Source organism: Pseudomonas sp. GW460-12-10-14-TSB1 (genome assembly GCF_017349775.1).
Taxonomy (GTDB): domain Bacteria; phylum Pseudomonadota; class Gammaproteobacteria; order Pseudomonadales; family Pseudomonadaceae; genus Aquipseudomonas; species Aquipseudomonas piscium.
In genome coordinates this window covers 155,401-180,995 of record NZ_JACNAC010000004.1, presented here as the reverse complement: position 1 = coordinate 180,995, position 25,595 = coordinate 155,401, and the positions used below count along the sequence as shown (strand labels likewise).

Below are 25,595 nucleotides of genomic sequence, written 5' to 3'. Positions count from 1 at the left end.
GCCCTAGCGGGACGCCCCTCGATTGAGGGGCAGCTCAGGAAAAATCCGACCAAAAATAAAGATTGGTCTGAATAATTTGTTATGAATTTGTTAAAAAAATATTAAAATAGTGGCTATTCGACATTAAGGCAGGAAGCCCCGTGCTCAGCAGTCAGCCATTTCAACGCGATTACCCTTTCACCTTCTGCTTTCTCAATACCACCCTGCACCTTCGCGAAAAACCTTCGGCAGACGCCTGCGCAGCCCTCGAACAACTCATCCGCCAACGTCACGCACACAAACAGACCCGCGCCAGCGCCCCCTTGGCGAGCGGCGAGACACCGCTGTTCGCCAAGGTGCAGCCCCTGGATACGCTCAAGGCGAAAGTTCGCGTCACCCTGGGCAAGCCCCAGCGCAATGGCCGCTTCGACTGGCCGCTGGAAGAGCTGATCAACACCGCCGAAGCCCAGCGACGCGGCGTACAGATGTCCGACCTTGAAGGATTCGGCTATACCCGGGACCGCCTGGGACTGGTACAGGAATACTTCATCCTTACCCGTCTGCTGGATGATTACGTCGACGGCGTACAGTGGTTGCGCAACAACCCGAACAAGATCGAGCCCTTTATCCGCGATGCGTTCGGACTGCTGCACTCCCTCGCGCAAAAGAACATCACCCACATGGATTTCTGGGCTGGCAACATCATGATCAGCCCCCAGGCTCCGCTCAAGGCCATCGACTTCGAGAACTGCTTCGCGACCATCACGCCCCATCCCAGCGAGACCCTGGGTTTTCAGTTGGGGTTCTTCTATCGTCGCGAAGTCTACAAACTGATCACCGAAGCGCAGTACGACGCGCTGGTGGAGGAATACCTCGATCAACTGCCGGGCATTTGCGCAGAGAAATTCAACGAGGTTTACCAGGCCAGCAAGCATGAATATGTGGGCCGCAAGCAACGCCGCGAAGTGTTCCTCAAAGGTAACCTGATCACCGGCTGAATCGTTTTCCCGGCTGCGATGAATGTTGTCTCCCTCAACGGCATTGCGCCTGCAATGCCGCGAGCCGATACGGTAAACTCGCGCCACTGCTGTCTGGAGTTACTTATGCGCGAAGAGTTGAACCAGGGCCTGATCGACTTCCTCAAGGCCTCCCCTACCCCTTTCCATGCAACCGCCAGCCTCGTTCAACGCCTGGAGGCCGCAGGCTACCAGCGTCTCGACGAGCGCGAACCCTGGACCACCGAAGCCAACGGTCGCTACTACGTCACTCGCAATGACTCCTCCATCGTGGCCGTCAAGCTGGGTCGGCATTCGCCCCTGCAAGGCGGGATCCGCATGGTCGGCGCGCACACCGACAGCCCATGCCTGCGGGTCAAGCCGCAACCGGAGCTGCAACGCCAGGGCTTCTGGCAACTGGGCGTGGAAGTCTACGGCGGCGCCTTGCTGGCGCCCTGGTTCGACCGCGACCTGTCGCTGGCCGGCCGCGTCACCTTCCGTCGCGACGGCAAGGTTGAAAGCCAGCTGATCGACTTCAAGGCGCCTATCGCGACCATCCCCAACCTGGCCATTCACCTCAATCGCGAAGCCAACCAGGGCTGGGCTATCAACGCCCAGACCGAACTGCCGCCGATCCTCGCGCAATTCGCCGGCGACGAGCGGGTGGACTTCCGCGCGGTGCTGACCGACCAGCTGGCCCGCGAACACGGCCTGAACGCCGATGTGGTGCTCGACTATGAGCTGAGCTTCTACGACACCCAAAGCGCCGCGGTGATCGGCCTGCACGGCGACTTCATCGCCGGCGCGCGCCTGGACAACCTGCTGTCCTGCTACGCCGGCCTGCAAGCCTTGCTCAACGCCGACACCGAGGAAACCTGCGTGCTGGTCTGCAACGACCACGAAGAAGTCGGCTCCTGCTCGGCCTGCGGCGCCGACGGACCGATGCTCGAGCAGACCCTGCGCCGCCTGCTGCCCGAAGGCGACGAATTCGTGCGCACCATCCAGAAGTCGCTGCTGGTCTCGGCCGACAACGCCCACGGCGTGCACCCCAACTACGCCGACAAGCACGATGCCAACCACGGCCCGAAACTCAACGCCGGCCCGGTGATCAAGGTCAACAGCAACCAGCGCTACGCCACCAACAGCGAAACCGCCGGTTTCTTCCGCCATCTGTGCATGGCCGAGGAAGTGCCGGTGCAAAGCTTCGTGGTGCGCAGCGACATGGGCTGTGGCTCGACCATCGGCCCGATCACCGCCAGCCACCTGGGCGTGCGCACCGTGGATATCGGCCTGCCGACCTTCGCCATGCACTCGATCCGCGAACTGTGCGGCAGCCAGGACCTGGCCCATCTGGTGAAGGTCTTGAGCGCGTTCTACGCCAGCCGCGACCTGCCGTAAGCCCTCTTCTGTAGGAGCGAAGCTTGCTCGCGATGAACGATGACGCGGTCGTCCAGTACCTCCGCGTCGCCGCCATCGCGAGCAAGCTTCGCTCCTACAAGACGCGAAAATCCAGGCATCGAGGCATTTCTGATGCACATCAACCCGAACTCCGCCAAAGCCACCTAGACTGATGAGTATCCCCTCCGACAAGGCTGTCGCCATGATCTCGATGTCTTCGTTCCACGCCATGCTCATTCCCATTCTCTCGGGGATGATCCTGCTGGCCATCGGCTACAACTTCCGCGACAAGAATGCCGGCATCTTCAGTATGTGGGCCGGTATGCTGCTGATCCTTGGCACCGTGATCTACAAGATCCTCGCCAAACTCGCCGAATAAATGCGCCGTCCAGGCTCGCATTGGTATTAGCTGCCTCGTACACTCGGTCGATCCGCTTTTTCTGAGGTTGACCGCCCAGTGTTTGCTCGTCTTTCCGTTCTGCCCTACTGCCTGTTTCTCTGTCTCCTGACGCTGTTGCCGCTGTCATCGGCCCAGGCGGTAGGTTTGCCGGGCCTGCTCAACAGCGGCAAGAGCCAGCCACAAGCCGAGCAGCCCCTGGGACAGTCGCTGGATGAAGTGATCAAGTCCCTGGAAAACGACCAGCAACGCACCCAGTTGCTGACCGACCTGAAAAAGCTCCGCGACGCCACGAAAAAGGCCCAGACACCCGCCGAAGAAGGCGTGCTCGGCCTGATCGGCGGCACCCTGTCCAGCTTCGAAAAACAGTTCTCCGGCGCCGACAGCCCGATCACCCGCTGGTCGAACGAATTCGATCAGGCCCAGGATGAACTGGCGGCCCTGATGCTGCCGGCCAGCGAATGGCTGCCGATCATCTTCGCCTTCGCCCTGATCCTGATGGTCTGGAGCCTGCTGGCGGCGGCACTGATCTGGCTCAGTCACCGCCTGCGGGAGCGTTTCGGCCTCACCGAAGAACTGCCGCAACACCCCAAGACCTGGGACCTGCTGCGCTTCGCCCTGCGCAAACTGGGGCCCTGGCTGATCGCCCTGATCATGACCGTGTACATGACCTACAAACTGCCGTCGTCCCTGGGCAAGGACCTGGCCATGGTCCTGGCTTATGCGCTGGTGGTCGGCACCTGCTTCTCGGCGATCTGCGTGATCGCCTTTTCCGTGCTGGACGGCCCGAATCGTCACCGCGCGCTGTACATCCTGCGCCGCCAGGCTTTCCGGCCGTTGTGGCTGATCGGCAGTTTCGCCGCCTTCGGCGAGGCCCTGAGCGACCCGCGGCTGATCGCCAGCCTGGGCAGCCATCTGGCACACACCGCGGCCACCTTCGCCAATGTCATGGCGGCCTTGTCCACCGGAGTGTTCATCCTGCGTTTCCGGCGGCCGATCGCTCACCTGATCCGCAACCAGCCGCTGTCCCGCCGCCTGACCCGCCGCGCCCTGAGCGACACCATCGAGATTATCGGCACCTTCTGGTACCTGCCCGCACTGGTGCTGGTGGCCATTTCCCTGTTCGCCACCTTCATCTCCGCCGGCGACACCAGCACCGCCCTGCGCCAGTCGCTGATCTGCACCGTGCTGCTGGTGCTGTGCATGGTGATCAACGGCCTGGTGCGCCGCCATTCCCTCAAGCCCCAGCGCGGGCACAAGCGCCACGCCCTGTACTCCGAGCGCCTGAAAGGCTTCTTCTACACCCTCGCCCACCTGGTGGTGTGGCTGGTGTTCATCGAACTCGGCCTGCGGGTCTGGGGCATGTCGCTGATCCGCTTCACCGAAGGCGACGGCCACGAAATCAGCGTCAAGCTGTTCGGCCTCGGCGGCACCCTGCTGTTCGCCTGGCTGATCTGGATCCTCAGCGACACCGCGGTGCACCACGCCCTGACCCGTTCGCGCAAAGGCCTGGCCAATGCCCGGGCGCAGACCATGATGCCGCTGATCCGCAACGTGCTGTTCGTGGCGATCTTCATCATCGGCCTGATCGTCGCCCTGGCGAACATGGGCATGAACGTCACGCCACTGCTGGCCGGTGCCGGGGTGATCGGTCTGGCCATCGGTTTTGGCGCCCAGTCGCTGGTGGCCGACCTGATCACCGGCCTGTTCATCATCATCGAGGACTCCCTGGCCATCGACGACTACGTGGACGTCGGCGGCCACCTGGGTACCGTCGAAGGCCTGACCATCCGCACCGTGCGCCTGCGGGACATCGACGGCATCGTGCACACCATCCCGTTCAGCGAAATCAAGAGCATCAAGAACTACTCCCGGGAGTTCGGCTACGCGATCTTTCGGGTGGCCATTCCGTACAACATGGACATAGACGAGGCCATCAAGCTGATGCGCGACGTCGGCCAGAAGATGCGCACCGACCCGCTGCAACGGCGCAATATCTGGTCGCCGCTGGAGTTCCAGGGGGTGGAAAGCTTCGAGTCCGGCAACGCGATTCTGCGTGCCCGCTTCAAGACCGCGCCAATCAAGCAATGGGAGGTGTCACGGGCGTTCAACCTGTCCCTCAAGCGCCACCTCGACGAAGCCGGAATGGACCTGGCCACGCCACGCATGAGCGTGCAAGTGATCACCGCCGGCGGCGGGCCCCAGCAAGAGGAGTAAGGCATCCGGCCGCGCATCGGCAAGGGCGCGGCCGCACTCTCCACGGCTGGGGCGGTCACAGGTTTTGCTACCTGAACACCACAACAATAATCATGGAGAGAGTCCCCTATGCAGCTATCCACTATCGCCCAAGCCTGCCTGATCGGCGTCCTGGCCTTGTCCAGCCAGGCCGCCAACGCTGTCGACGACAGCGCCATGGAACTGGCCCGCAAGCACATCGCCGAACAGGCCAAGGCCCTGGAGCCGACGCTGCTGGAAACCCGTCGCGATATCCACGCCCACCCGGAACTCGGCAACACCGAACACCGCACCGCCGAGCTTGTGGCCACGCAATTGCGCGCCCTGGGCCTGGAGGTCAAGACCGGCGTCGCCCGCACCGGCGTGGTGGCGGTGCTCAAGGGCGCCCTGCCCGGCCCGACCGTGGCCCTGCGCGCCGACATGGACGCGCTGCCGGTCAAGGAAGTCGCGGACCTGCCGTTTGCCTCCAAGGCCAAGGGGCGCTACCTGGACAAGGAAGTGGACGTCATGCACGCCTGCGGTCACGACGCCCACACCGCCATCCTGCTGAGCACGGCGAAAATCCTCAGCGACATGCGCGAGCGCTTGCCCGGCACCGTGGTGTTCTATTTCCAGCCCGCCGAAGAAGGGCCGAGCGATTTCGTCCCCGACGGCAAGAACACTTGGGGCGCGAAGATGATGGTGCAGGAAGGCGTGATGCAATCGCCCAAGCCGGACGCGGTGTTCGGCCTGCATGTCTGGGCCGGGATTCCGGCCGGGCGCATCGCCTATCGTCCGGGCCCGACCCTGGCCAGCTCCGACGACCTGCGCATCAGGATCCTCGGCAAGCAGACCCACGCCGGCCGCCCCTGGGACGGCATCGACCCGATCACGGTCGGCGCCCAGACCGTAGTCGGGCTGCAGACCGTGGTCAGCCGCCGCACCGATATCTCGTCGTTTCCCTCGGTGGTCAGCATCGGCACCATCAACGGCGGCACGCGCTACAACATCATCCCCGAGTCGCTGGACATGACCGGCACCATTCGCTCCTACGACTACGGTATCCGCCAGAAGCTGCACAGCGATGTGCGCCAGACCGTGGAAAAGATCGCCGAAAGCGGCGGCGCCAAGGCCGAGGTGAGCATCATCGAGAAGTACGACCCGACCATCAACGACCCGGCGCTGACCGAGAAGATGCTGCCGAGCCTGCGCTGGGCGGCCAAGGACGATGTGGTGCAGGGCCCGTTGGTGGGGGGCGCGGAAGACTTTTCCTTCTATGCCAAGGAGGCGCCGGGGCTGTTCGTGTTTCTCGGCGTGACGCCGCGGGACCAGGACATGGCCAAGGCCGCGCCGAACCACAACCCGGGGTTCTTTGTCGATGAGTCGGCGCTGCTGGTGGGCGTGCGCACCCTGGCGTCATTGGCCACCGATTACCTGTTTGCCGGGGCCAAACCCTAAGGATTGAAACGCCCCTGGCATCATCACGAGCAAGCCCGCTCCTGCAACGGGAGCGGGCTCAGACCACATCGACGCCGACATGGATCGCGTCGTGGCGCCAGAACTCCAGGTCGCAGTCGATCAGGCGCTGGTGCTGGTCGTAATTGACCCGGGCGATCCGCAGCCCGGGACTGCCGGCCGACACCTTCAGCGCCGCCGCGGCCTCCACCGGCAAGGAGGTCGGCACGATCTCGAAACGCACCCGGCCGTAATGCAGGTCGTAGTGCCGCGCGTACAGCTCGGTGATCGACTGGTTCAGGTCGAACTCGAGGATGCCCGGGAAGTACTGCGGATTGAGGTAGTGCTCCACATACAGCACCAAGCGCTCGTCGATGCGCCGTACCCGACGGATCTGGATCACGCTGGACAGCGCCGGCAACTGCAGCCAGGCACAGACCGCCGCTGAAGCCGGTTGCAGGCGCGCCGAAATCATCTCGGTCGACGGCACCCGCCCCTGGGCACTGACCATCGCGTGAAAGTGGCTGCGCTGCATCAGGTTGTAGGCCAGGCGCGGTGGCGAGACGAACCAGCCGCGTCGCTCCTCGCGATAGATCTGGCCCTGGGCCTCCAGCTGCAACAAGGCTTCGCGCACGGTAATCCGGGTCGTACCGAACAACTCGCTGAGCTTGCGCTCGGCCGGCAGCTTGCTACCGGGCGCCAACAACCCGTGATCGATCTGTTCCTGCAGGACCTGCCCAATGGCTGTCACCGCCTTGACTGCCTCTTCGCGCATCAACGTTACCTATCTGGACTAGACCAGCACTGTTTCAGGGCAAAACGCGCCTGGAAAAAAGGCACTCAGCCTTCACCGAGAGCCTAGGCAATGCATATGACTGACAGATGACAAAGCCGCCCAATGGCTGTGCCAGACGCCTGCAATTGGCTGGCCAAGTCCTTTCATATCAGCCGTTTAGCCTTGGTCTACGCTTATCTCGCAGCCCCGCACCTGCCGCCCGCGAATGCCTTGCAGGACTGATGCCGACATTAAAGTGTCATCCAGCCGGCTTAAATTGGCTCAGGTATTGCTGACCTAGACCAACAACGTTAGACAAACACAGCGTTGAACACGCCCAAAGGAGCTTCGGATGAAACAGCTTTTCCTGGCATCACTGTTAGGCTCGACCATCGCCCTGTGCACCGCCGCCATGGCCGCTGATACCGACTTGAAGACCCTGGAAGCCGCGGCGAAAGCCGAAGGCGCCGTCAACAGCGTCGGCATGCCCGACGACTGGGCCAACTGGAAAGGGACTTGGGAAGACCTGGCCAAGAACTACGGCCTCAAGCACATCGACACCGACATGAGCTCGGCCCAGGAGATCGCCAAGTTCGCCGCCGAGAAAGACAACGCCAGCGCCGACATCGGCGACGTGGGCGCGGCCTTCGGTCCGATCGCGGTCAAGCAGGGCGTGGTCCAGCCTTACAAGCCAAGCACCTGGGACCAGGTCCCGGCCTGGGCCAAGGACAAGGACGGCAACTGGGCGCTGGCCTATACCGGCACCATCGCCTTCATCATCAACAAGAAGCTGCTGCACGGTTCCGAAGCGCCGAAAAGCTGGGCCGACCTGGAGAAAGGCAAATACAAGGTCTCCATCGGCGACGTGAGCACCGCCGCCCAGGCCGCCAACGGCGTGCTGGCCGCGGCCATCGCCAAGGGCGGCGATGAAAAGAACATCCAGCCGGCGCTGCTGATGTTCGCCGAGATTGCCAAGCAAGGGCGCCTGTCGCTGGCCAACCCGACCATCGCCACCATGGAAAAGGGTGAAGTGGAAGTCGGCGTGGTCTGGGACTTCAACGGCCTGAGCTACCGCAACAAGATGGTCAACAAGGACGACTACATCGTGCTGATCCCGTCGGACGGCTCGGTGATCTCCGGCTACACCACTATCATCAACAAATACGCCAAGCACCCGAACGCGGCCAAGCTGACCCGTGAATACATCTTCAGCGATGCCGGGCAGATCAACCTGGCACGCGGCAATGCGCGTCCGATCCGCGCCGAGCACCTGACCCTGCCCGCCGAAGTCCAGGCCAACCTGCTGCCCAACGAGCAGTACAAGAAAGTCACGCCGATCAAGGACGCCGATGCCTGGGAGAAGACCTCCAAGGCCCTGCCACAGAAATGGCAGGAAGAAGTAATCATCAACATGCAGTAATGCTGCATCTGTAGGAGCGAGGCTTGCCCGCGATCCAGGCACTGCGGTCTGTCTTGAACCGCAGTGAAGCCATCGCAGGCAAGCTCCGCTCCTACAGGACTGTTCTGCCTTGCGGAGTCCTCGCCCCATGTCACACAACGTCATCCTTGTCGTGCTCGACGGCCTCAACCACGAGGTCGCCCGCCATGCCATGGGACACCTTCAGGCCTATGTCGGCGCAGGACGCGCAGCGCTGTACAAACTGGAATGTGAACTGCCGGCCCTGTCCCGACCGCTCTACGAATGCATCCTGACCGGGGTGCCGCCGCTCGACAGCGGCATCGTGCACAACAACGTCTCGCGCCTGTCCAACCAGCGCAGCATTTTCCACTATGCCAGCGCCGCCGGGCTCAGCACCGCCGCCGCGGCCTATCACTGGATCAGCGAGCTGTATAACCGCTCGCCGTTCGAGCCGGCCCGGGACCGACATACCGACAACAAGAAGCTGCCGATCCAGCACGGGCATTTCTACTGGAACGACCACTATCCCGATTCCCATCTGTTCGCCGATGCCGAGCACCTGCGGCTGCGCCATGCCCCGAACTTTCTGCTGGTGCACCCGATGAACATCGACGACGCCGGGCACAAGCACGGCCTCGACACCCCGCAGTACCGCAACAGCGCACGCACGGCCGACATCATCCTCGCCGACTACCTGCAAGGCTGGCTCGACGCCGGCTACCAGGTGCTGGTGACGGCCGACCATGGCATGAACAACGACCGCTCCCACAACGGCCTGCTGCCCGAGGAACGGGAAGTGCCGCTGTTCGTCCTCGGCGATGCGTTCAGCTTCAGCCCTGTCGCCACGCCGGATCAGACCGAGCTGTGCGGCACCATCTGCGAATTGCTCGGCGTGCCCCACGACAAACCTGTATGCCGGGAGTTGCTGAAGTGAATGCATTCACCCGCGGCAAATGGCTGGCGATCCTGTGCCTCTTGCCCTTTGCCCTGTTCTTCATCGTGTTCCAGATCGCCCCGCTGCTCTGGGTGCTGGTCAACAGCCTGCAATCGGAAGAGTTCGGCTGGGGCCTGGCCAACTTCAACAAGATCTTCAGTTCCAGGTTCTATCTGCAGGCCATCCAGTACAGCCTGGAGATCAGCTTCTGGTCGAGCCTGTTCGGTATCGTCATCGCGATACTCGGCAGCTACTCGCTGCGCCGGGTCGACTCGAAGCTGCGCAACTTCGTCAACGCCTTCGCCAACATGACCAGCAACTTCGCCGGCGTGCCCCTGGCGTTCGCCTTCATCATCCTGCTGGGCTTCAACGGCAGCATCACCATCATGCTCAAGCAGGCGGGGATCATTCAGGACTTCAACCTGTACTCCAAGACCGGCCTGATCATCCTCTACACCTACTTCCAGATCCCCCTGGGCGTGCTGCTGCTCTACCCGGCCTTCGACGCCCTGCGCGAAGACTGGCGCGAGTCCGCCGCATTGCTCGGCGCCAGTGGCTGGCAGTTCTGGCGCCACATCGGCCTGCCGGTGCTGACCCCCGCGCTGCTGGGGACCTTCGTGATCCTGCTGGCCAATGCCCTGGGCGCCTACGCCACGGTCTATGCGCTGACCACCGGCAACTTCAACGTGCTGCCGATCCGCATCGCCGCCATGGTTTCCGGCGACATCTCCCTGGATCCGAATATGGCCAGCGCCCTGGCCGTGGTCCTGGTGGCGCTGATGACCCTGGTGACCATCGTCCATCAGCTGCTGTTGAAGAGGAGCTACCATGTCTCGCGCTGAACCCGGCTCCGCCGCCCTCTATCACCGGCTCGTGGTGTACCTGCTGTTCGCCATCCTCCTGCTGCCGCTGGCCGGGACCCTGATCTACTCCATCGCCAGCAGCTGGTCGGCGACCATCCTGCCCAGCGGCTTTACCTTCAAGTGGTACATCCAGCTATGGAGCGATCCGCGCTTCCTGCACGCCTTCGGCCAGTCGCTGCTGGTCTGCGTCGGCGCCCTGATCCTGTCGGTGGTGCTGATCCTGCCGCTGCTGTTCGTGGTGCACTACCACTTCCCGCGGCTCGACGCGCTGATGAACATCCTGATCCTGCTGCCGTTCGCGGTGCCGCCGGTGGTCTCCTCGGTGGGCCTGCTGCAACTCTACGGTTCCGGCCCGTTCGCCATGGTCGGCACGCCGTGGATCCTCGTCGGCTGCTACTTCACCGTGGCCCTGCCCTTCATGTACCGGGCGATCACCAACAACCTGCAGGCGATCAACCTGCGCGACCTGATGGACGCCGCCCAGCTGCTGGGCGCCAGCACCTGGCAAGCGGCCTTCCTGGTGGTGCTGCCGAACCTGCGCAAGGGCCTGATGGTGGCCCTGCTGCTGTCGTTCTCGTTCCTGTTCGGCGAGTTCGTGTTCGCCAACATCCTGGTGGGCACCCGCTACGAAACCCTGCAGGTCTACCTGAACAACATGCGCAACAGCAGCGGCCACTTCACCAGCGCGCTGGTGATTTCCTACTTCTTCTTTGTGCTGGTTCTGACCTGGGCCGCCAACATCTTGAACAAGGACAAAAGCCAATGAGCTTCGTCAGCGTCCAACACCTGCAGAAAAGCTACTCTCCATCAGGGCATGCTGGCACCCCGGTGTTCAGCGACATCAACTGCGAAATCCACAAGGGCGAATTCGTCACCCTCCTCGGCCCGTCCGGCTGCGGCAAGTCCACCCTGCTGCGCTGCATCGCCGGCCTGACCCCGGTGGACGCCGGCAAGATCCTCCTCGACGGCCACGACATAGTGCCCCTGAGCCCGCAGAAGCGCGGGATCGGCATGGTGTTCCAGAGCTATGCGCTGTTCCCCAACATGACCGTGGAGCAGAACGTGGCCTTCGGCCTGCGCATGCAGAAGGTCAACACCGACGAGAGCCGCAAGCGCGTGCTCGAAGTCCTGCGCCTGGTGGAGCTGCACGACTTCGCCAGTCGTTATCCCCATCAACTGTCCGGGGGCCAGTGCCAGCGCGTGGCCCTGGCCCGCTCGCTGGTGACCCGTCCGCGCCTGTTGCTGCTGGACGAGCCGCTGTCGGCGCTGGACGCACGGATCCGCAAGCACCTGCGCGAGCAGATCCGGCAGATCCAGCGCGAACTGGGGCTGACCACGATTTTCGTCACCCATGACCAGGAAGAAGCCCTGACCATGTCGGACCGCATCTTTCTGATGAACCAGGGCAAGATCGTCCAGAGCGGCGACGCCGAGACGCTCTACACCGCCCCGGTGGATGTGTTCGCTGCGGGCTTCATCGGCAACTACAACCTGCTGGATGCGCAAAGCGCCAGCAAGCTGCTGCAGCGGCCGATCAACGGGCGTATCGCGATACGCCCCGAAGCCATCGAACTGCGCAAGGACGGCGAACCCGACGCACAGATCCGCAGCCACAGCCTGCTGGGCAACGTGATCCGCTACCGGGTCGAAGCCCGTGGCGTGGAACTGGTGGTGGATGTGTTGAACCGCTCGCCGGACGACCTGCACCCGGACGGTCAACGCCTGGCACTTTCCATCGATCCCACGGCCCTCTGTGAGGTAGCTTGACGGCAGCGACAAGCTTCAAGCTGCGAGCTTCAAGTTATAGATAGACTGCTAAGCACCTAAATCCAATTCTTGCAGCTTGAAGCTTATAGCTTGAAGCTGTTCTCGGAGAGAACTGCACTAATGGCCCTGGCAATTTTTGATCTGGACGAAACCCTGATCCACGGCGACTGCGCCACCCTCTGGAGCGAACAGATGGGGCGCCTGGGCTGGGTCGACAGCGAGTCTTTCATGCGCCGCAACAATGAGCTGATGGACGCCTACAGCCACGGCAAGCTGGCTATGGAAGAGTTCATGGCCTTCAGCCTGGAGCCGATGGCCGGCCGTACTCCGGAAGAAGTCGGGCACCTGGTCGGCCCCTGGGTCGAGGATGTGATCGAGCCGATCATTTTCAGCGACGCCTGCAAGGCCATCGCCGCACACCGCAAGGCCGGCGACCGGATCCTGGTGATCTCGGCCTCGGGCACCCATCTGGTCCAGCCCATTGCCGAACGCCTGGGCATCGATGAAGTCCTGGGGATCGAGCTGGAGGTGCTGCACGGGGTCTACAGCGGCAATACCCTGGGCACCCTGACCTACCGCGAAGGCAAGGTCACCCGCCTGCTGGAATGGCTGGATGCCGAAGAAGAAAACCTCGAAGGCGCAAGCTTCTATTCCGATTCGCGCAACGACCTGCCGCTGCTGCTGAAGGTCGACTACCCGCACGTGGTCAACCCGGACCCGGTGCTGCGCGAACACGCGGAAAAGGCCGGCTGGCCGATTCACCAGTGGAAATAAGCGCCACTGTAAGCCGCTGCCGCAGGCTGCGATCGCCCACAACGTGGGCGCAAGATCTGAAGATCGCTGAAGCCCTTCGGGCTTATCGCAGCCTGCGGCAGCGGCTACAGGATCAGACCAACGTTTCGTCGATCAGCAACACCAGCTTGCCCGACACCTGATTGGTCGCCAGCTCGGCAAAGGCCGCCTCGGCGTCCTTGATCGGGAAGGTCATGGCCAGCTGCGGGCTCAGGCGCCCTTCGGCGAACAGCGGCCAGACATGCTGGCTGAGGTCGCTGAACAGATCGGCCTTGAACTGCTCGTCGCGGCTGCGCAGGGTCGAACCCAGCAACTGGATGCGCTTGCCGAGGATCTGCGCCAGGTCCAATTGGGCCTCGCGCCCGCCCATCAGCCCGATCAGCACCCAGCGCCCGTCCAGGGCCAGCAGCTTGACGTTGTGCGCCGCATAGTTGGCGCCGACCGGATCCAGGATCACATCGAATGGCCCGAAATCCCGCAGCCCTTCCAGGCCATCGGTGCGCACCACTCCGCCCTGGGCCCCCAGCGCTTCACAGTAGGCCAGGCGATCGGCGGAACCGACACTGACCCAGCACGGGTTGCCGAAAGCCTTGCACAGCTGGATCGCCGCCGAACCGACGCCACTGGCGCCAGCGTGCAGCAGGACCTTTTCCCCCGGCTTGAGGGCCGCCAGCTGGAACAGATTCAGCCAGGCGGTGCTGTACACCTCGGGCAGCGCCGCCGCTTCCGCCAGGGACAGCCCTTCCGGCACCGGCAGGACATGACGAGCATCGACCACCACTTCCTCGGCCATGCCGCCACCGGCCAGCAGCGCGCAGACCCGATCGCCGACCTGCCACGCAGAGCCCGGGCCGACCTCGCTGATCACGCCCGAACACTCCAGGCCCAGCACCTTGCTGGCGCCCGGTGGCGGCGGATAGAGCCCGGCCCGTTGCAACAGGTCGGCCCGGTTCAGTCCCGCAGCTGCCACGCGGATTCGCACTTGTCCTACGTCGCACGTCGGACTCGGCTCTTCAACCCACTCCACATGACCTTCAACGCCTTGCAATGCTTTCACAGTGCCTCCATAGTGAGTCTGGACTGAGCCCGGAGCTGTAGCACCGGGCTTTTTGCATTATGCGACCGGCCCTTGTGGAACCGGCGACTTCAAAGACGGCCTAATATGCGTTATCAATTGCCCCCGCGTCGAATCAGCATGAAGCATTTGTTCCCCAGCACCGCCCTCGCTCTTTTCATTGGTCTCGGTCTGCTGCCGATGTCGACCAATACGTTCGCAGCCAATAGCTGGGACAAACTTCAGCCGGATCGCGACGAGGTAATTGCCAGCCTCAATGTCGTCGAGCTGCTCAAGCGTCATCATTACAGCAAGCCACCGCTGGACGACGCACGCTCGGCGATCATCTATGACAGCTACCTGAAGCTGCTGGACCCGTCGCGCAGCTACTTCATGGCCAGCGACATCGCGGAATTCGACAAGTGGAAAACCCAGTTCGACGACTTCCTGAAGAGCGGTGACCTGAACGCCGGCTTCATCATCTACAAACGCTACCTGGACCGCGTCAAGGCGCGCCTGGACTTCGCCCTGGCCGAGCTGGGCAAAGGCGTCGACAAATTCGACTTCACCACCAAGGAATCCTTGCTGATCGATCGCAAGGACGCACCTTGGCTCAAGACCACCGCGGAGCTCGACGACCTGTGGCGCAAACGCGTCAAGGACGAAGTCCTGCGCATGAAGATCGCTGGCAAGGAACCCAAGCAGATTCAGGAAACGCTGACCAAGCGCTACAAGAATCAGCTCGCCCGCCTGGACCAGACCCGCGCCGAAGATATCTTCCAGGCGTACATCAACACCTTCGCCATGTCCTACGACCCGCACACCAACTATCTGTCGCCGGATAATGCGGAGAACTTCGACATCAACATGAGCCTGTCGCTGGAAGGCATCGGCGCCGTGTTGCAGAGCGACAACGACCAGGTCAAGGTCGTGCGCCTGGTGCCGGCCGGCCCGGCGGACAAGACCAAGCAAGTGGCGCCGGCGGACAAGATCATCGGCGTGGCCCAAGGCGACAAGGAAATGGTCGACGTGGTCGGCTGGCGCCTGGACGAAGTGGTCAAGCTGATCCGCGGTCCGAAAGGCTCGGTGGTGCGCCTGGAAATCATCCCGGCGAGCAACGCGCCGAACGACCAGACCAGCAAGATCGTCTCCATTACCCGCGAAGCGGTGAAGCTGGAGGAGCAGGCGGCGAAGAAGTCGATCCTCAATCTCAAGCAAGATGGCAAGGACTACAAGCTCGGGGTGATCGAGATCCCGGCCTTCTACCTGGACTTCAAGGCCTTCCGTGCCGGCGATCCGGACTACAAGAGCACCACCCGTGACGTGAAGAAGCTGCTGACCGAGTTGCAGAAAGACAAGGTCGACGGCGTGGTCATCGATTTGCGCAACAACGGCGGCGGCTCCCTGCAGGAAGCCACCGAACTGACCAGCCTGTTCATCGACAAGGGCCCTACCGTGCTGGTGCGTAACGCCGACGGCCGGGTCGACGTGCTCGAAGATGAAAACCCTGGCGCCTTCTACAAAGGGCCGATGGCGCTGCTGGTCAACCGTCTCTCGGCTTCGGCCTCGGAGATTTTCGCCGGTGCGATGCAGGACTATCACCGCGCGCTGATCATCGGTGGCCAGACCTTCGGCAAAGGCACCGTGCAGACCATCCAGCCGCTCAACCACGGCGAGCTGAAACTGACCCTGGCCAAGTTCTACCGGGTTTCCGGGCAGAGCACCCAGCACCAGGGCGTACTGCCAGACATCGATTACCCGTCGATCATCGACACCAAGGAAATCGGCGAAAGCGCCCTGCCCGAAGCCATGCCGTGGGACACCATTCGCCCGGCCATCAAGCCGGCGGTGGATCCGTTCAAGCCGTTCCTCACGCAACTGAAATCCGAGCATGACGCGCGCTCGGCCAAGGACGCCGAGTTCGTCTTCATCCGCGACAAGCTGGCCCTGGCCAAGAAGCTGATGGCGGAAAAAACCGTCAGCCTCAACGAAGCCGAACGTCGGGCGCAGCACGCCGACATCGAGGCCAAGCAACTGGCGCTGGAAAACATCCGCCGCAAGGCCAAGGGTGAAGAGCCGCTCAAGGAGCTGAAGAAAGAAGACGAGGACGCCATCGCGGCCGCCGATCCGGACAAGACCAAGCCGGAAGACGATGCTTATCTGAGCGAAACCGGGCGAATCCTCCTCGATTACCTGAAGCTCAACACTGCGGTAGCCAAGCACTGAGATGATGGCAATTCAATGCTGACGCTCCTCGGAGCGTCATCAAACAGTCATCATTCTGTCGTGAAATAAAGGACCGGGCGCTGCTCTTGAATCAAGGGCGCGCCCGGTCCTTTTTTTATCGACAGAGATCGCCATGACCACGACCGAACAGCTGAGTGCCTTGAGCTCAATCCTGGCTCAAAGCGGTTTGCACAGTCTGTTCCAGCCGATCATCTGTCTCTCCGAACGGCGCATTCTCGGCTATGAAGCCTTGACCCGCGGCCCGTCCAACAGCCCGCTGCACTCCCCTGTCGCCCTGTTTGCCGTGGCCCGCCAGGTCGGACGCCTCAGCGAGCTGGAAATCGCCTGCCGCCAGAGCGCCTGCAAGGGTTTCAGCGAACAGCAGTTGCCCGGCAAGCTGTTCCTCAACGTGTCTCCGGAATCACTGCTGGAGGCCGCCCACCAGCCCGGCCGCACCCTGCAATTGTTGCAGGACTTCGGTATCCCGCCGAGCCAGGTGGTGATCGAACTCACCGAGCAGACGCCGATCGATGACTTCCAGTTGCTGCACAATGCGCTGCATCACTATCGGGACATGGGTTTCTCGATTGCCCTGGACGACCTCGGCGCCGGTTATTCGAGCCTGCGCCTGTGGTCCGAGCTGCGCCCGGACTACGTGAAGATCGACCGGCACTTCATCGACGGCATTCACCAGGACGCCCTCAAGCGCGAATTCGTCGGTTCGATCCTGCAAATTGCCAAGGCCTCCCGTGCCCAGGTGATCGCCGAGGGCATCGAAGTGGCGGAAGAGCTGGAGGTGCTCACGGAAATGGGCGTGGACCTGCTGCAGGGTTATCTGCTCTGCCGTCCCCAGGAGCATCCACCCCGCGATGGCCGCAACCTGCTGCCCAAGCGCGAAAACACTCCCGCGACACTCAACGACGAAGGCAGCGACCTCAGTGCCCTGCTCAACGAACAACCAGCGGTGGCACGCAACATACCAACGGCCAGGGTGCTGGAAGCCTTCCGCCGCCAGGCCAACCTCAACTCGCTGGCGGTGCTCGATGAACAGGGCCAGCCTTGCGGCATCGTGCACCGCCATTCGTTGTCCGACGCCCTGCTCAAGCCCTTTGCCACCGATCTGTTTGCCCGCAAGCCCATCAGCCGCCTGATGAACGATGACTTCCTCGCGGTGGAGCTCAGCCAGTCGCTGCAACAGGTCAGCCGCTTGATCACCAGCCGCGCCCGGCAACGGATCGAGGAGGATTTCATCATCACCCTCAACGGCGGCTACCTGGGCCTGGGGCGGGTGATCGATGTGCTCAAGCTGATTACCGAACTGAAGATCCAGCAGGCGCGTTATGCCAACCCCTTGACCCTGCTGCCTGGCAACGTGCCGATCCAGCAGTGCCTGACCCACCTGCTGCAACAAGGGCGGGAATCGCTGATCTGTTACGTGGACATCGACAGCTTCAAGCCCTTCAACGATATCTATGGCTACGGCCGTGGCGATGAAGTGCTGCTGTGTCTGGCGCAGTGCCTGAATGACCGGGTGGACCCCAGCCGTGACTTCGTCGGCCATATCGGCGGCGACGACTTTCTCCTGGTATTGGGCCCCGAGGACTGGCAAAAGCGCCTGAACCAGCTGCTGGACGACTTCCACAGCCAGTGCCGGCGCTTCTATCGCAGCGAACACCTCGAAGCCGGCTGCTTCATCGCCCCCAACCGCCAGGGCATTCGCCAGGAGTTCGCCTTGCTGTCACTGTCCATTGGCGTGGTGCATCTGTATCCACAGGCCTGTGGACAACTCGACGCCAGCCAGTTGGCCGAGCTGGCCTCGCAAGCCAAGCATCACGCCAAGAACGTGCCGGGCTACAGCATCCATGTGATCGACAGCCGCCAGGTGGCCGGCGGCTTTACGACTGACGCGGCCCCGCTAGCGGATCCGACGTACTCGACGGATTCAGCTGCGCCAGCTTGAGCTCGGCCAGGGGATGTCCGGCTTTCGCCGCCAGCCTCCACCAACGGGCCGCTTCTGCCGCATCCCCAGCCTTGCTGGGTGAGCCGGCCAGGCTGATGACGCCCATCTGATAGGCCGCCTTGGCGTCCCCGGCCAAGCCGGCAAGACGCAACAGGCGTATGCCTTCTTCGCGAGCCCCCAGGCCCTGGCCACGAAAGGTCAGGATATGGCCATAAAAGCTCTGTGCGCCGACGTCCCCCAGGGTCGCCATGCGCGCCAGTTGCCCTTCCAGCCAGTGCCAGCCCCGGGGTTGACGCACAAACCAGGGCCAATGAAACAACCGACGGGCCAGCCAGTAGCCGGCCCGCGCCTTGAGGCGCCAGTACACTCAGGCCTCCGCCGACTCTGGGTATTCGTACTCGAATACACGCACCACTTCCGAGGCATGCCATGAAGCGGCCGCCACCCCGTCGGAAGGCCCGGAAAAACGCCCGAGGCGCTCCACACACTCGAAAAAACCGGTGCGCGGCAAACGGCTCGCCCCCTGGCTGATCACCAGCGAACTGCGCAACGGCTGCTCCGCACGCGCATCCAGCGCGGCCAGATGCTCAAGGGCCGCCGTCAGGGTCTGCATGGCGGGGCTGGGTAGCTGCAAGCGCTCAAGCAGAGCGCGATAGGTCAAAAGATGGCGTTGCCGACGGGCCTGGTCGAGTTCCCCCAACAGGCCATCCCAATGTTGACGACTGATCCTTACGCTCACGATTCATCCCTCCAACCCGGAACCGTCAATTCCCAGGCCAGGCTACGGCGTATAGCGGCGTCCGGTTGACGCTCACCGCTTTCAATCATGGCCAGATATGACGGACTGATACCTACCGTACGGGCAAGCGCCTCGATGGCGATTCCCTTGGTTTCGCGCAAACTGCGGAGTTGATCCAGACCCGGAAGCGGCTGGTCGGCTGCGGTCGCGACAGGCCCCCTAGCCTCTCGCGAAGATTGATCGGTGACACCTGCGGCTTTTAGCAAAGCCTGATACTGAGCCCATGGCAGAACCGCATACTCGGGCTCGCCATCGCGTGCAATTATCTGAATATCCATTACTACCCCGTAGGACGACACATAACGAGTCGGACTTTTCCTTATGAAGTGTAATCCTAACAGTCACTAAGGTCGCGGGGGCATCGTTGTATGGATCCGAATTCACCTCAGTTTTTCTTCGGACCTTCCAATTGCAGTTGTTCCGGGGTGTCGGGCAAGCGCTCCACCACCGCCAGCTTCTCCGGTTGCTGGCGATTGCGCCAGGCGCGAAAGGCGCTGAGTTCGCCGTCCAGGGTTTTCATGATCCAGGCCAGCACGGCGATGTCATCGAGCATGCCGAACATGGGCAGGAAGTCCGGGATCGCATCCAGCGGACTGAGGAAGTACATCAGGCCCGCGACCACCGACAACAGCGCCTTGGGGCTGATGGCACGGTACTCGCCACGCCAATAAGCCAGGCACAGGGCCTGCAGCAGGCGCAAATCGTCCTTGAACTTGCCGAGCCGGCCGCCTTGCAAGGCGCCTTTGCTGGCCACGGCGAACAGCAGGGTCGGCAGCCGGCCACGGCTGAGCAAGCGGCCGGCCAGGGGCAGGAAGCGGGCAAAATTCCAGGGTGCTTTCATCGTCACTCCCACTGAAATGTTATCCACACAAATTGTGGATAACCTTGTGAACAGAGCCGCTTTTCACAGCTGAAAGCCCCGTTTTACAAGGGCTCGGCTCAGATCGGGCGTTTTTTACTCACATAAAAAAACCCATAATTTCATTGACTTGGCAGCCTCATGCGGCTAGCCGCAGCGCGTCCTGTTAAGACTATGCCTTATGCCATGGGTTCGCATTTTTTCCCGGACCAACGACCAGATACGACAACGCCCCGTAAGGACGGGGCGTTGTCATTGAACCAGACGAAGATTACTTGGCGTCGTCTTGTTTCGCTGGATCCTTGATGCCCAGCAGTTCCAGCTCGAACACCAGGACCGAGTTGGCCGGAATGGCCGGGCTCGGGCTCTGTGCGCCGTAGGCCAGGTCGCTCGGGATGTACAGCTTGTACTTCTCGCCGACGTGCATCAGTTGCAGGCCTTCGACCCAACCCGGAATCACGCCGCTGACCGGCAGATCGATCGGGCTGCCGCGCTCGACCGAGCTGTCGAACACAGTGCCGTTGGTCAGGGTACCGGTGTAGTGAACGGTCACCACGTCGGTCGGCTTAGGCTGGGCGCCATCGGCTTTCTTCAGCACTTCGTACTGCAGGCCCGAGGCGGTAGTGGTCACGCCAGCCTTCTTGCCGTTTTCTTCGAGGAATTTCTTGCCGGCTGCTGCCGACTCTTCGCTCATCTTGGCCATGCGCTCTTCAGCACGCTTTTGCAGCGCGGCGAAGGCTTCGACCAGTTCGTCGTCTTTCAGCTTCTGTTCTTTCTTGCCGATGGCATCTTCGATGCCCTGGGCTACAGCTTTGGAATCCAGATCATCCATACCTTCCTGGGCAAGGCTTTTGCCCATGTTCAGGCCGATACCATAGGAAGCTTTCTGCGCCGGGGTTTTCAGCTCCACGCTGGTCTGCGAGTCACAACCCGCGAGTACCAGGCTAACCAGGGCTACCGCCGCCGCTAACCGATGCTGTTTCATGCTATTTCCTTGTTCATGCGCCTAAAGGGCATTCGAGTAAAGCCGCGAGCTTATCAGGCGGCCACGACCAATGGCTACCGGCATGAGAGCTGGATTAACCCGATAAGTTCACGTGTTTAAAAGCATTTTGCCGGCCATTACAACGAGTGCGGGGAAGAATGCATCACGCACAAAGTAATGACACCTGGCTGATATCTGACGTAATGGCCACTTGCCCGGCAGTTTGCCCTGAGGCATAAGAGAGCCACAATTCGACAAGGATGTACATCTTGCGCCTCTTATCCCGTGTTTTGCTGCTGATTCTCGCCCTGATCGGCATCGCCCTGGCCGTAGTTCTGTATTACGTGGCCAATCCGAAATTGCCCGACTATGTGCCCGCCCGACAGGTGCATTATCAGGATCAATGGAGCGCCGCCGACCGCCAGGCCTATTACTTCACGCCTCAGGGCACGCAGGTGAAGGGCCTGCGCTATGAGTGGTTCGCCGCCCTGGAACTGCCCTTCTCCACGCAACGCTTCGCCGCGCCCCAGTACCTGGCCCGCTTTGGTTTCCTGGTGGACCCGGCGCAACAGGCCAGCGCCGATAATCCGGCGAGCCTGCCGGTCGGTTTCACCCGCCATCAGAACCCTGGCAGCCCGCAGCACTACCTGGACATCACCTGCGCCGCCTGCCACACCGGCGAGCTGCGCTACAACCAGCAAGCCCTGCGGATCGACGGCGGTTCGGCGCAGCATGTGCTGCCCTCCAGCGTGCCCACCCTGCGCGGCGGCAGCTTCGGCCAGGCGCTGGTCGCCAGCCTGGCGTCGACCTATTACAACCCGTGGAAATTCGAGCGGTTCGCCCGCAACGTGCTGGGCCAGAACTACGATGCCGAGCATGAACAGCTGCGCAAGGACTTCAAGGCATCGCTGGACACCTTCCTGCGCGTCGCCTGGAACGACACCCACCGTGGCCTCTACCCCACCGAAGAAGGCCCCGGGCGTACCGATGCCTTTGGCCGGATCGCCAACGCCAGCTTCGGCGACGCCATTTCCCCCGACAACTATCGGGTAGCCAATGCGCCGGTGGATTACCCCCAGCTATGGGACATCTGGACCTTCGACTGGGTGCAGTGGAACGGCTCGGCCCAGCAACCCATGGCCCGCAATATCGGCGAGGCGCTGGGCGTCGGCGCCACCCTGAATTTCTTCGATGCCCAGGGCCAGCCGCTCAAGGGCGATGCCCGCTATCCATCAAGCGTTCGGGTGCGCGACCTCAATCGCATCGAAGAAACGCTGCAACGGCTGAAACCGCCAACCTGGCCCGAAGAACTGTTCGGCAGCATCGATAAACCACTGGCGGCCAAGGGGCGAGCGCTGTTCGCGGAAAACTGTGCGGGTTGCCATGTCCCGCCGGTCAGCGAGGTCAACGGACGTCCGGTGCAACGACTGAAGATGCTGCCGATTGCGGTAATTGGCACCGACCCGAACACGGCCAACAATATTGCCGACCACCGTTATGACCTGAGCGCGCTGCAATGGGATGCCGCCGAGCTGGCCCAGTCGAATGTCGAGCTGCACCCAACGCCCGGCGAACCGCTGGACATGCGTCAGCTGTCCGTGGCCAAGGGCCTGGCCTATGTCACGGCCTTCGTCGAGGAACGCGCCTATCGGGACGCCCAGGTGACCCCGGCCGAACGCCCGCGACTCGACGGCTACGGCCTGCCGATCGGTGTCCGCGAACTGCGTGCCTACAAGGCCCGGCCGCTGGCTGGCGTGTGGGCCACCCCACCCTTCCTGCATAACGGTTCGGTACCCAGCCTGTACCAGTTGCTCTCGCCTCAGGCCGAACGCGCCAGCACCTTCTATAAAGGCACCTTCGAATACGATCCGAAGCACCTGGGATACCGCACCGCCCCCTTCAAGAACGGCTTCCTGTTCGATACGCGGGTCAGCGGCAACCACAACAGCGGCCATGAATTCCGCTCGGGCAAGCGCGGCAACGGGGTGATCGGCCGTCTGCTGCAACCCGAGGAACGCTGGGCGCTGCTGGAATATCTGAAAGTGCTGGGCGGGCCGCTGGAGGCGCAACTGCCATGACCCTGCCCCTCATCGAAAGGACGCTTTCATGCTGATCACCTTATGGCTGCGCCTTGGTGCGCTGCTGCTCAAGACACTTATGCTGCTGGCGCTGATCGCTCTGCTCGGCTGGGCACTGAACAGCGCCTGGTCGATCTGGCGCTACCAGGGGCCGGTCTCGACCGAAGAACAGGTCCCGCCCGGCGAAGCCGCCATGACCCAGGACATCATCCAGACCGCCGTGCGCATCGTCGATCAGCACCGGGATAACACCCGTTACCTGCGCGACGCCCATGCCAAGGCCCACGGCTGCGTAAAGGCCGAGGTCCAGGTTCTCGAGCAACTGACGCCACCGTTGCGCCAGGGCGTGTTCGCCGAACCCGGCAAGACCTGGCAAGCCATGGTGCGGCTGTCCAACGGCAATGCTTATCCACAGTTCGACAGCATTCGTGACGCGCGTGGGATGGCGATCAAGTTGTTGAATGTGCCTGGCACCCAGCTATTGAAGGAGCAGCAGGGCCGTGGCGAGCAGGATTTCGTGATGTTCAACCATCCGAACTTCTTCGTCAGCGATGTCGCCGAGTATCGGCAAAATGTCGCCGCTCAGGCGGACGGGAAAAAGGTCGGAGCTTTTTTCCCTGGCTGGGACCCACGTACCTGGCAGGTCCGTCACCTGTTCATTGCCTTGGCCACCCTGTCGCCGCCCCCGGCCAGCCCGACGCAAACCCGCTATTTTTCGGTTTCGCCCTACAAGTTCGGCGGCGCCAACGCCAAGTTCCGCGTCGCACCGGATCCGGACAGCTGCCCGGCGTACAACCTGCCCCCACAGAACCAGGCCCTGCCCAACTTTCTGCGCAACGCCCTGAACCAGCAGCTGTCGACCGACCGGGTGCCGGCCTGCTTCGTATTGCAGGTGCAACGCCAGGACCCGAGCCACTACATGCCTATCGAAGACACCAGCATCGAATGGCGAGAAAGCGATGCGCCCTTCGAAACCGTGGCGCGGATCAGGATCCCCGCCCAGGACTTCGATACCCCGCAACAGAACCTGCAATGCGACAACCTCTCCTTCAACCCCTGGTTCGGCCTGGAGGCGCACCGCCCCATCGGCGGCATCAACCGCCTGCGCAAGGCGGTATACGAAGCGGTCAGCGACTACCGGCACAGCCGCAACGCCGAACAGTGATCCACAAACGAAAAAAGCGGCCCGCAGGCCGCTTTTTTGGGGGCATTTGCATACCCCAGACAGCAAAAAGCCCGCGTTAGCGGGCTTTCTGTAATGATCTGGCGTTCAGTGTTCCAGATCATCGAATATGGCGCAGCGGACGGGACTCGAACCCGCGACCCCCGGCGTGACAGGCCGGTATTCTAACCGACTGAACTACCGCTGCGCGTAACACTGAAAGCGAATGGTGGGTGATGACGGGATCGAACCGCCGACCCTCTGCTTGTAAGGCAGATGCTCTCCCGGCTGAGCTAATCACCCTTCACGTTCGGTGTGGCGCGCATTCTACGGAGCGTCCCCTACTCTGGCAAGCACTTTTTAAAATAATTTTTTCAGGCCTTCCAAAGGCTTAGCGGAGGGTTGGCCTATGGAGCTGCGCGGAGAATAATGCCCCCCTTTGTATAAAGGAGAGATTCACCCCATGTGGTTCAAGAACCTGCTTATCTATCGCCTGACCCAAGATCTGCCCTTTGATGCTGAGGCGCTGGAAACCGCACTGGCCACCAAACTGGCGCGTCCATGTGCAAGCCAGGAGTTGACCACTTACGGTTTCGTCGCGCCGTTCGGCAAAGGCGAAGATGCGCCGCTGGTACACGTCAGCCAGGACTTCCTGCTGGTCGCCGCGCGCAAGGAAGAACGTATTCTGCCTGGCAGCGTGGTGCGCGACGCGGTCAAGGAAAAGGTCGAAGAGATCGAAGCCGAGCAAATGCGCAAGGTCTATAAAAAGGAACGCGATCAGATCAAGGATGAAATCATCCAGGCATTCCTGCCCCGCGCCTTTATCCGCCGCTCCTCGACTTTCGCCGCCATCGCGCCAAAACAGGGCCTGATCCTGGTCAACTCGGCCAGCCCGAAACGCGCCGAAGACCTGCTCTCCACCCTGCGCGAAGTGCTCGGTACCCTGCCGGTGCGTCCGCTGACCGTGAAGACCGCGCCGACCGCGATCATGACCGACTGGGTGAAAACCCAACAAGCCGCCGACGACTTCTTCGTCCTCGACGAGTGCGAACTGCGCGACACCCACGAAGACGGCGGCATCGTCCGTTGCAAGCGCCAGGACCTGACCAGCGAAGAAATCCAGCTGCACCTGAGCACCGGCAAGGTGGTCACCCAATTGTCCCTGGCCTGGCAGGACAAGCTGTCCTTCATGCTCGACGACAAGATGACGGTCAAGCGCCTGAAGTTCGAAGACCTGCTGCAGGATCAGGCGGAACAGGACGGCGGCGACGAAGCCCTCGGCCAACTGGACGCCAGCTTCACCCTGATGATGCTGACCTTCGGCGATTTCCTCCCGGCGCTGTTCGAAGCCCTGGGTGGCGAAGAGATTCCACAAGGCATCTGACCTTAGTAGCAGCCAGCTAGCTGGCGACCGGCCGCATCCGGCCTTATCGCCAACCCGCTCGCTCCTGCAGGAGCACCACAGACGCCACCGCTTTCGGTG

23 protein-coding genes and 2 tRNA genes are annotated in these 25,595 nt (G+C 62.2%); 16 read left to right on the top strand and 9 right to left on the bottom strand.

Going from position 1 to position 25,595, the window contains the following annotated elements; all coding sequences use genetic code 11:
• Nucleotides 1-140: 140 nt before the first annotated feature.
• From J4D52_RS04640 to J4D52_RS04620, 5 genes are all read left to right on the top strand, one after another.
• The gene (locus J4D52_RS04640) at nt 141-977 is read left to right on the top strand and encodes a hypothetical protein (RefSeq protein WP_097304638.1); all 837 of its coding nucleotides are present in this window, start codon (nt 141-143) and stop codon (nt 975-977) included.
• A 105-nt stretch (nt 978-1,082) separates the two neighbouring features.
• Nucleotides 1,083-2,372: a M18 family aminopeptidase gene (locus J4D52_RS04635; RefSeq protein WP_053280404.1), complete on the top strand. Its 1,290-nt coding sequence runs from the start codon at nt 1,083-1,085 to the stop codon at nt 2,370-2,372.
• Nucleotides 2,373-2,544: 172 nt separating this feature from the next.
• Entirely contained in the window at nt 2,545-2,751 is a 207-nt protein-coding gene (locus tag J4D52_RS04630) for a hypothetical protein (RefSeq protein WP_124303308.1), read from the top strand.
• 78 nt (nt 2,752-2,829) lie between these two features.
• Nucleotides 2,830-4,986: a mechanosensitive ion channel family protein gene (locus tag J4D52_RS04625; RefSeq protein WP_102676586.1), complete on the top strand. Its 2,157-nt coding sequence runs from the start codon at nt 2,830-2,832 to the stop codon at nt 4,984-4,986.
• A 108-nt stretch (nt 4,987-5,094) separates the two neighbouring features.
• Nucleotides 5,095-6,441, top strand: a complete 1,347-nt coding sequence (locus J4D52_RS04620) for an amidohydrolase (protein ID WP_025805605.1) — start codon at nt 5,095-5,097, stop codon at nt 6,439-6,441.
• Nucleotides 6,442-6,499: 58 nt separating this feature from the next.
• On the opposite strand, the gene phnR is transcribed toward J4D52_RS04620, so the two are convergent.
• The gene (gene phnR / locus J4D52_RS04615; RefSeq protein ID WP_009050226.1) at nt 6,500-7,213 is read right to left on the bottom strand and encodes a phosphonate utilization transcriptional regulator PhnR; all 714 of its coding nucleotides are present in this window, start codon (nt 7,211-7,213) and stop codon (nt 6,500-6,502) included.
• A gap of 352 nt (nt 7,214-7,565) precedes the next feature.
• Here phnR and J4D52_RS04610 point away from each other — a divergent pair, with 352 nt between their 5' ends.
• The 6 genes from J4D52_RS04610 (at nt 7,566) to J4D52_RS04585 (ending at nt 12,971) form a co-directional block, all read left to right on the top strand.
• Nucleotides 7,566-8,633, top strand: a complete 1,068-nt coding sequence (locus J4D52_RS04610; RefSeq protein ID WP_063432630.1) for an ABC transporter substrate-binding protein — start codon at nt 7,566-7,568, stop codon at nt 8,631-8,633.
• A 127-nt stretch (nt 8,634-8,760) separates the two neighbouring features.
• Nucleotides 8,761-9,567 (top strand): alkaline phosphatase family protein, encoded by an 807-nt coding sequence (locus tag J4D52_RS04605; RefSeq protein ID WP_025805608.1) that lies wholly within the window; start codon nt 8,761-8,763, stop codon nt 9,565-9,567.
• Nucleotides 9,564-10,409: an ABC transporter permease subunit gene (locus tag J4D52_RS04600; protein WP_009050229.1), complete on the top strand. Its 846-nt coding sequence runs from the start codon at nt 9,564-9,566 to the stop codon at nt 10,407-10,409. Before J4D52_RS04605 ends, J4D52_RS04600 begins: the two co-directional genes overlap by 4 nt.
• Complete coding sequence (locus tag J4D52_RS04595) at nt 10,396-11,196, top strand: ABC transporter permease (protein ID WP_025805610.1); 801 nt, start codon at nt 10,396-10,398, stop codon at nt 11,194-11,196. The genes J4D52_RS04600 and J4D52_RS04595 overlap by 14 nt, the downstream gene beginning before the upstream one ends.
• On the top strand, nt 11,193-12,197 hold the full coding sequence (locus tag J4D52_RS04590; RefSeq protein ID WP_063432631.1) for an ABC transporter ATP-binding protein: 1,005 nt from the start codon (nt 11,193-11,195) through the stop codon (nt 12,195-12,197). Before J4D52_RS04595 ends, J4D52_RS04590 begins: the two co-directional genes overlap by 4 nt.
• Before the next feature lie 120 nt (nt 12,198-12,317).
• Complete coding sequence (locus J4D52_RS04585; protein ID WP_009045076.1) at nt 12,318-12,971, top strand: HAD family phosphatase; 654 nt, start codon at nt 12,318-12,320, stop codon at nt 12,969-12,971.
• A 112-nt stretch (nt 12,972-13,083) separates the two neighbouring features.
• On the opposite strand, the gene J4D52_RS04580 is transcribed toward J4D52_RS04585, so the two are convergent.
• Nucleotides 13,084-14,046, bottom strand: a complete 963-nt coding sequence (locus J4D52_RS04580; protein ID WP_025805612.1) for a zinc-binding dehydrogenase — start codon at nt 14,044-14,046, stop codon at nt 13,084-13,086.
• A 138-nt stretch (nt 14,047-14,184) separates the two neighbouring features.
• On the opposite strand from J4D52_RS04580, the gene J4D52_RS04575 reads away from it, so the two are divergent.
• A complete protein-coding gene (locus tag J4D52_RS04575; RefSeq protein ID WP_164485786.1) occupies nt 14,185-16,269 on the top strand; it encodes a carboxy terminal-processing peptidase in 2,085 nt (694 codons plus the stop codon).
• A 133-nt stretch (nt 16,270-16,402) separates the two neighbouring features.
• Nucleotides 16,403-18,229, top strand: a complete 1,827-nt coding sequence (locus J4D52_RS04570; RefSeq protein WP_025805614.1) for a bifunctional diguanylate cyclase/phosphodiesterase — start codon at nt 16,403-16,405, stop codon at nt 18,227-18,229.
• Here J4D52_RS04570 and J4D52_RS04565 read toward each other — a convergent pair.
• From J4D52_RS04565 to J4D52_RS04545, 5 genes are all read right to left on the bottom strand, one after another.
• Nucleotides 18,165-18,596 carry a sel1 repeat family protein gene (locus tag J4D52_RS04565; protein ID WP_102676585.1) on the bottom strand — a complete coding sequence of 144 codons (432 nt, stop codon included), beginning with the start codon at nt 18,594-18,596 and terminating at the stop codon, nt 18,165-18,167. The two genes, J4D52_RS04570 and J4D52_RS04565, sit on opposite strands and share 65 nt — an antisense overlap.
• Nucleotides 18,597-18,968, bottom strand: a complete 372-nt coding sequence (locus J4D52_RS04560) for a hypothetical protein (RefSeq protein WP_003179080.1) — start codon at nt 18,966-18,968, stop codon at nt 18,597-18,599.
• Nucleotides 18,965-19,306 carry a helix-turn-helix transcriptional regulator gene (locus tag J4D52_RS04555; RefSeq protein WP_053280555.1) on the bottom strand — a complete coding sequence of 114 codons (342 nt, stop codon included), beginning with the start codon at nt 19,304-19,306 and terminating at the stop codon, nt 18,965-18,967. The genes J4D52_RS04560 and J4D52_RS04555 overlap by 4 nt, the downstream gene beginning before the upstream one ends.
• A gap of 107 nt (nt 19,307-19,413) precedes the next feature.
• A complete protein-coding gene (locus J4D52_RS04550) occupies nt 19,414-19,869 on the bottom strand; it encodes a YkvA family protein (protein ID WP_102676584.1) in 456 nt (151 codons plus the stop codon).
• Between the two features lie 289 nt (nt 19,870-20,158).
• On the bottom strand, nt 20,159-20,872 hold the full coding sequence (locus tag J4D52_RS04545; protein ID WP_025805620.1) for an FKBP-type peptidyl-prolyl cis-trans isomerase: 714 nt from the start codon (nt 20,870-20,872) through the stop codon (nt 20,159-20,161).
• A 269-nt stretch (nt 20,873-21,141) separates the two neighbouring features.
• Here J4D52_RS04545 and J4D52_RS04540 point away from each other — a divergent pair, with 269 nt between their 5' ends.
• Together J4D52_RS04540 and J4D52_RS04535 are read left to right on the top strand one after the other, a co-directional pair.
• Complete coding sequence (locus J4D52_RS04540; protein WP_102676603.1) at nt 21,142-22,950, top strand: di-heme-cytochrome C peroxidase; 1,809 nt, start codon at nt 21,142-21,144, stop codon at nt 22,948-22,950.
• Nucleotides 22,951-22,978: 28 nt separating this feature from the next.
• A complete protein-coding gene (locus J4D52_RS04535; RefSeq protein WP_102676583.1) occupies nt 22,979-24,115 on the top strand; it encodes a catalase family protein in 1,137 nt (378 codons plus the stop codon).
• A 128-nt stretch (nt 24,116-24,243) separates the two neighbouring features.
• Here J4D52_RS04535 and J4D52_RS04530 read toward each other — a convergent pair.
• Together J4D52_RS04530 and J4D52_RS04525 are read right to left on the bottom strand one after the other, a co-directional pair.
• A tRNA-Asp gene (locus tag J4D52_RS04530) sits at nt 24,244-24,320 on the bottom strand.
• Nucleotides 24,321-24,339: 19 nt separating this feature from the next.
• A tRNA-Val gene (locus J4D52_RS04525) sits at nt 24,340-24,415 on the bottom strand.
• 160 nt (nt 24,416-24,575) lie between these two features.
• On the opposite strand from J4D52_RS04525, the gene rdgC reads away from it, so the two are divergent.
• A complete protein-coding gene (rdgC, locus tag J4D52_RS04520) occupies nt 24,576-25,496 on the top strand; it encodes a recombination-associated protein RdgC (RefSeq protein ID WP_009045083.1) in 921 nt (306 codons plus the stop codon).
• Nucleotides 25,497-25,595: the final 99 nt, after the last annotated feature.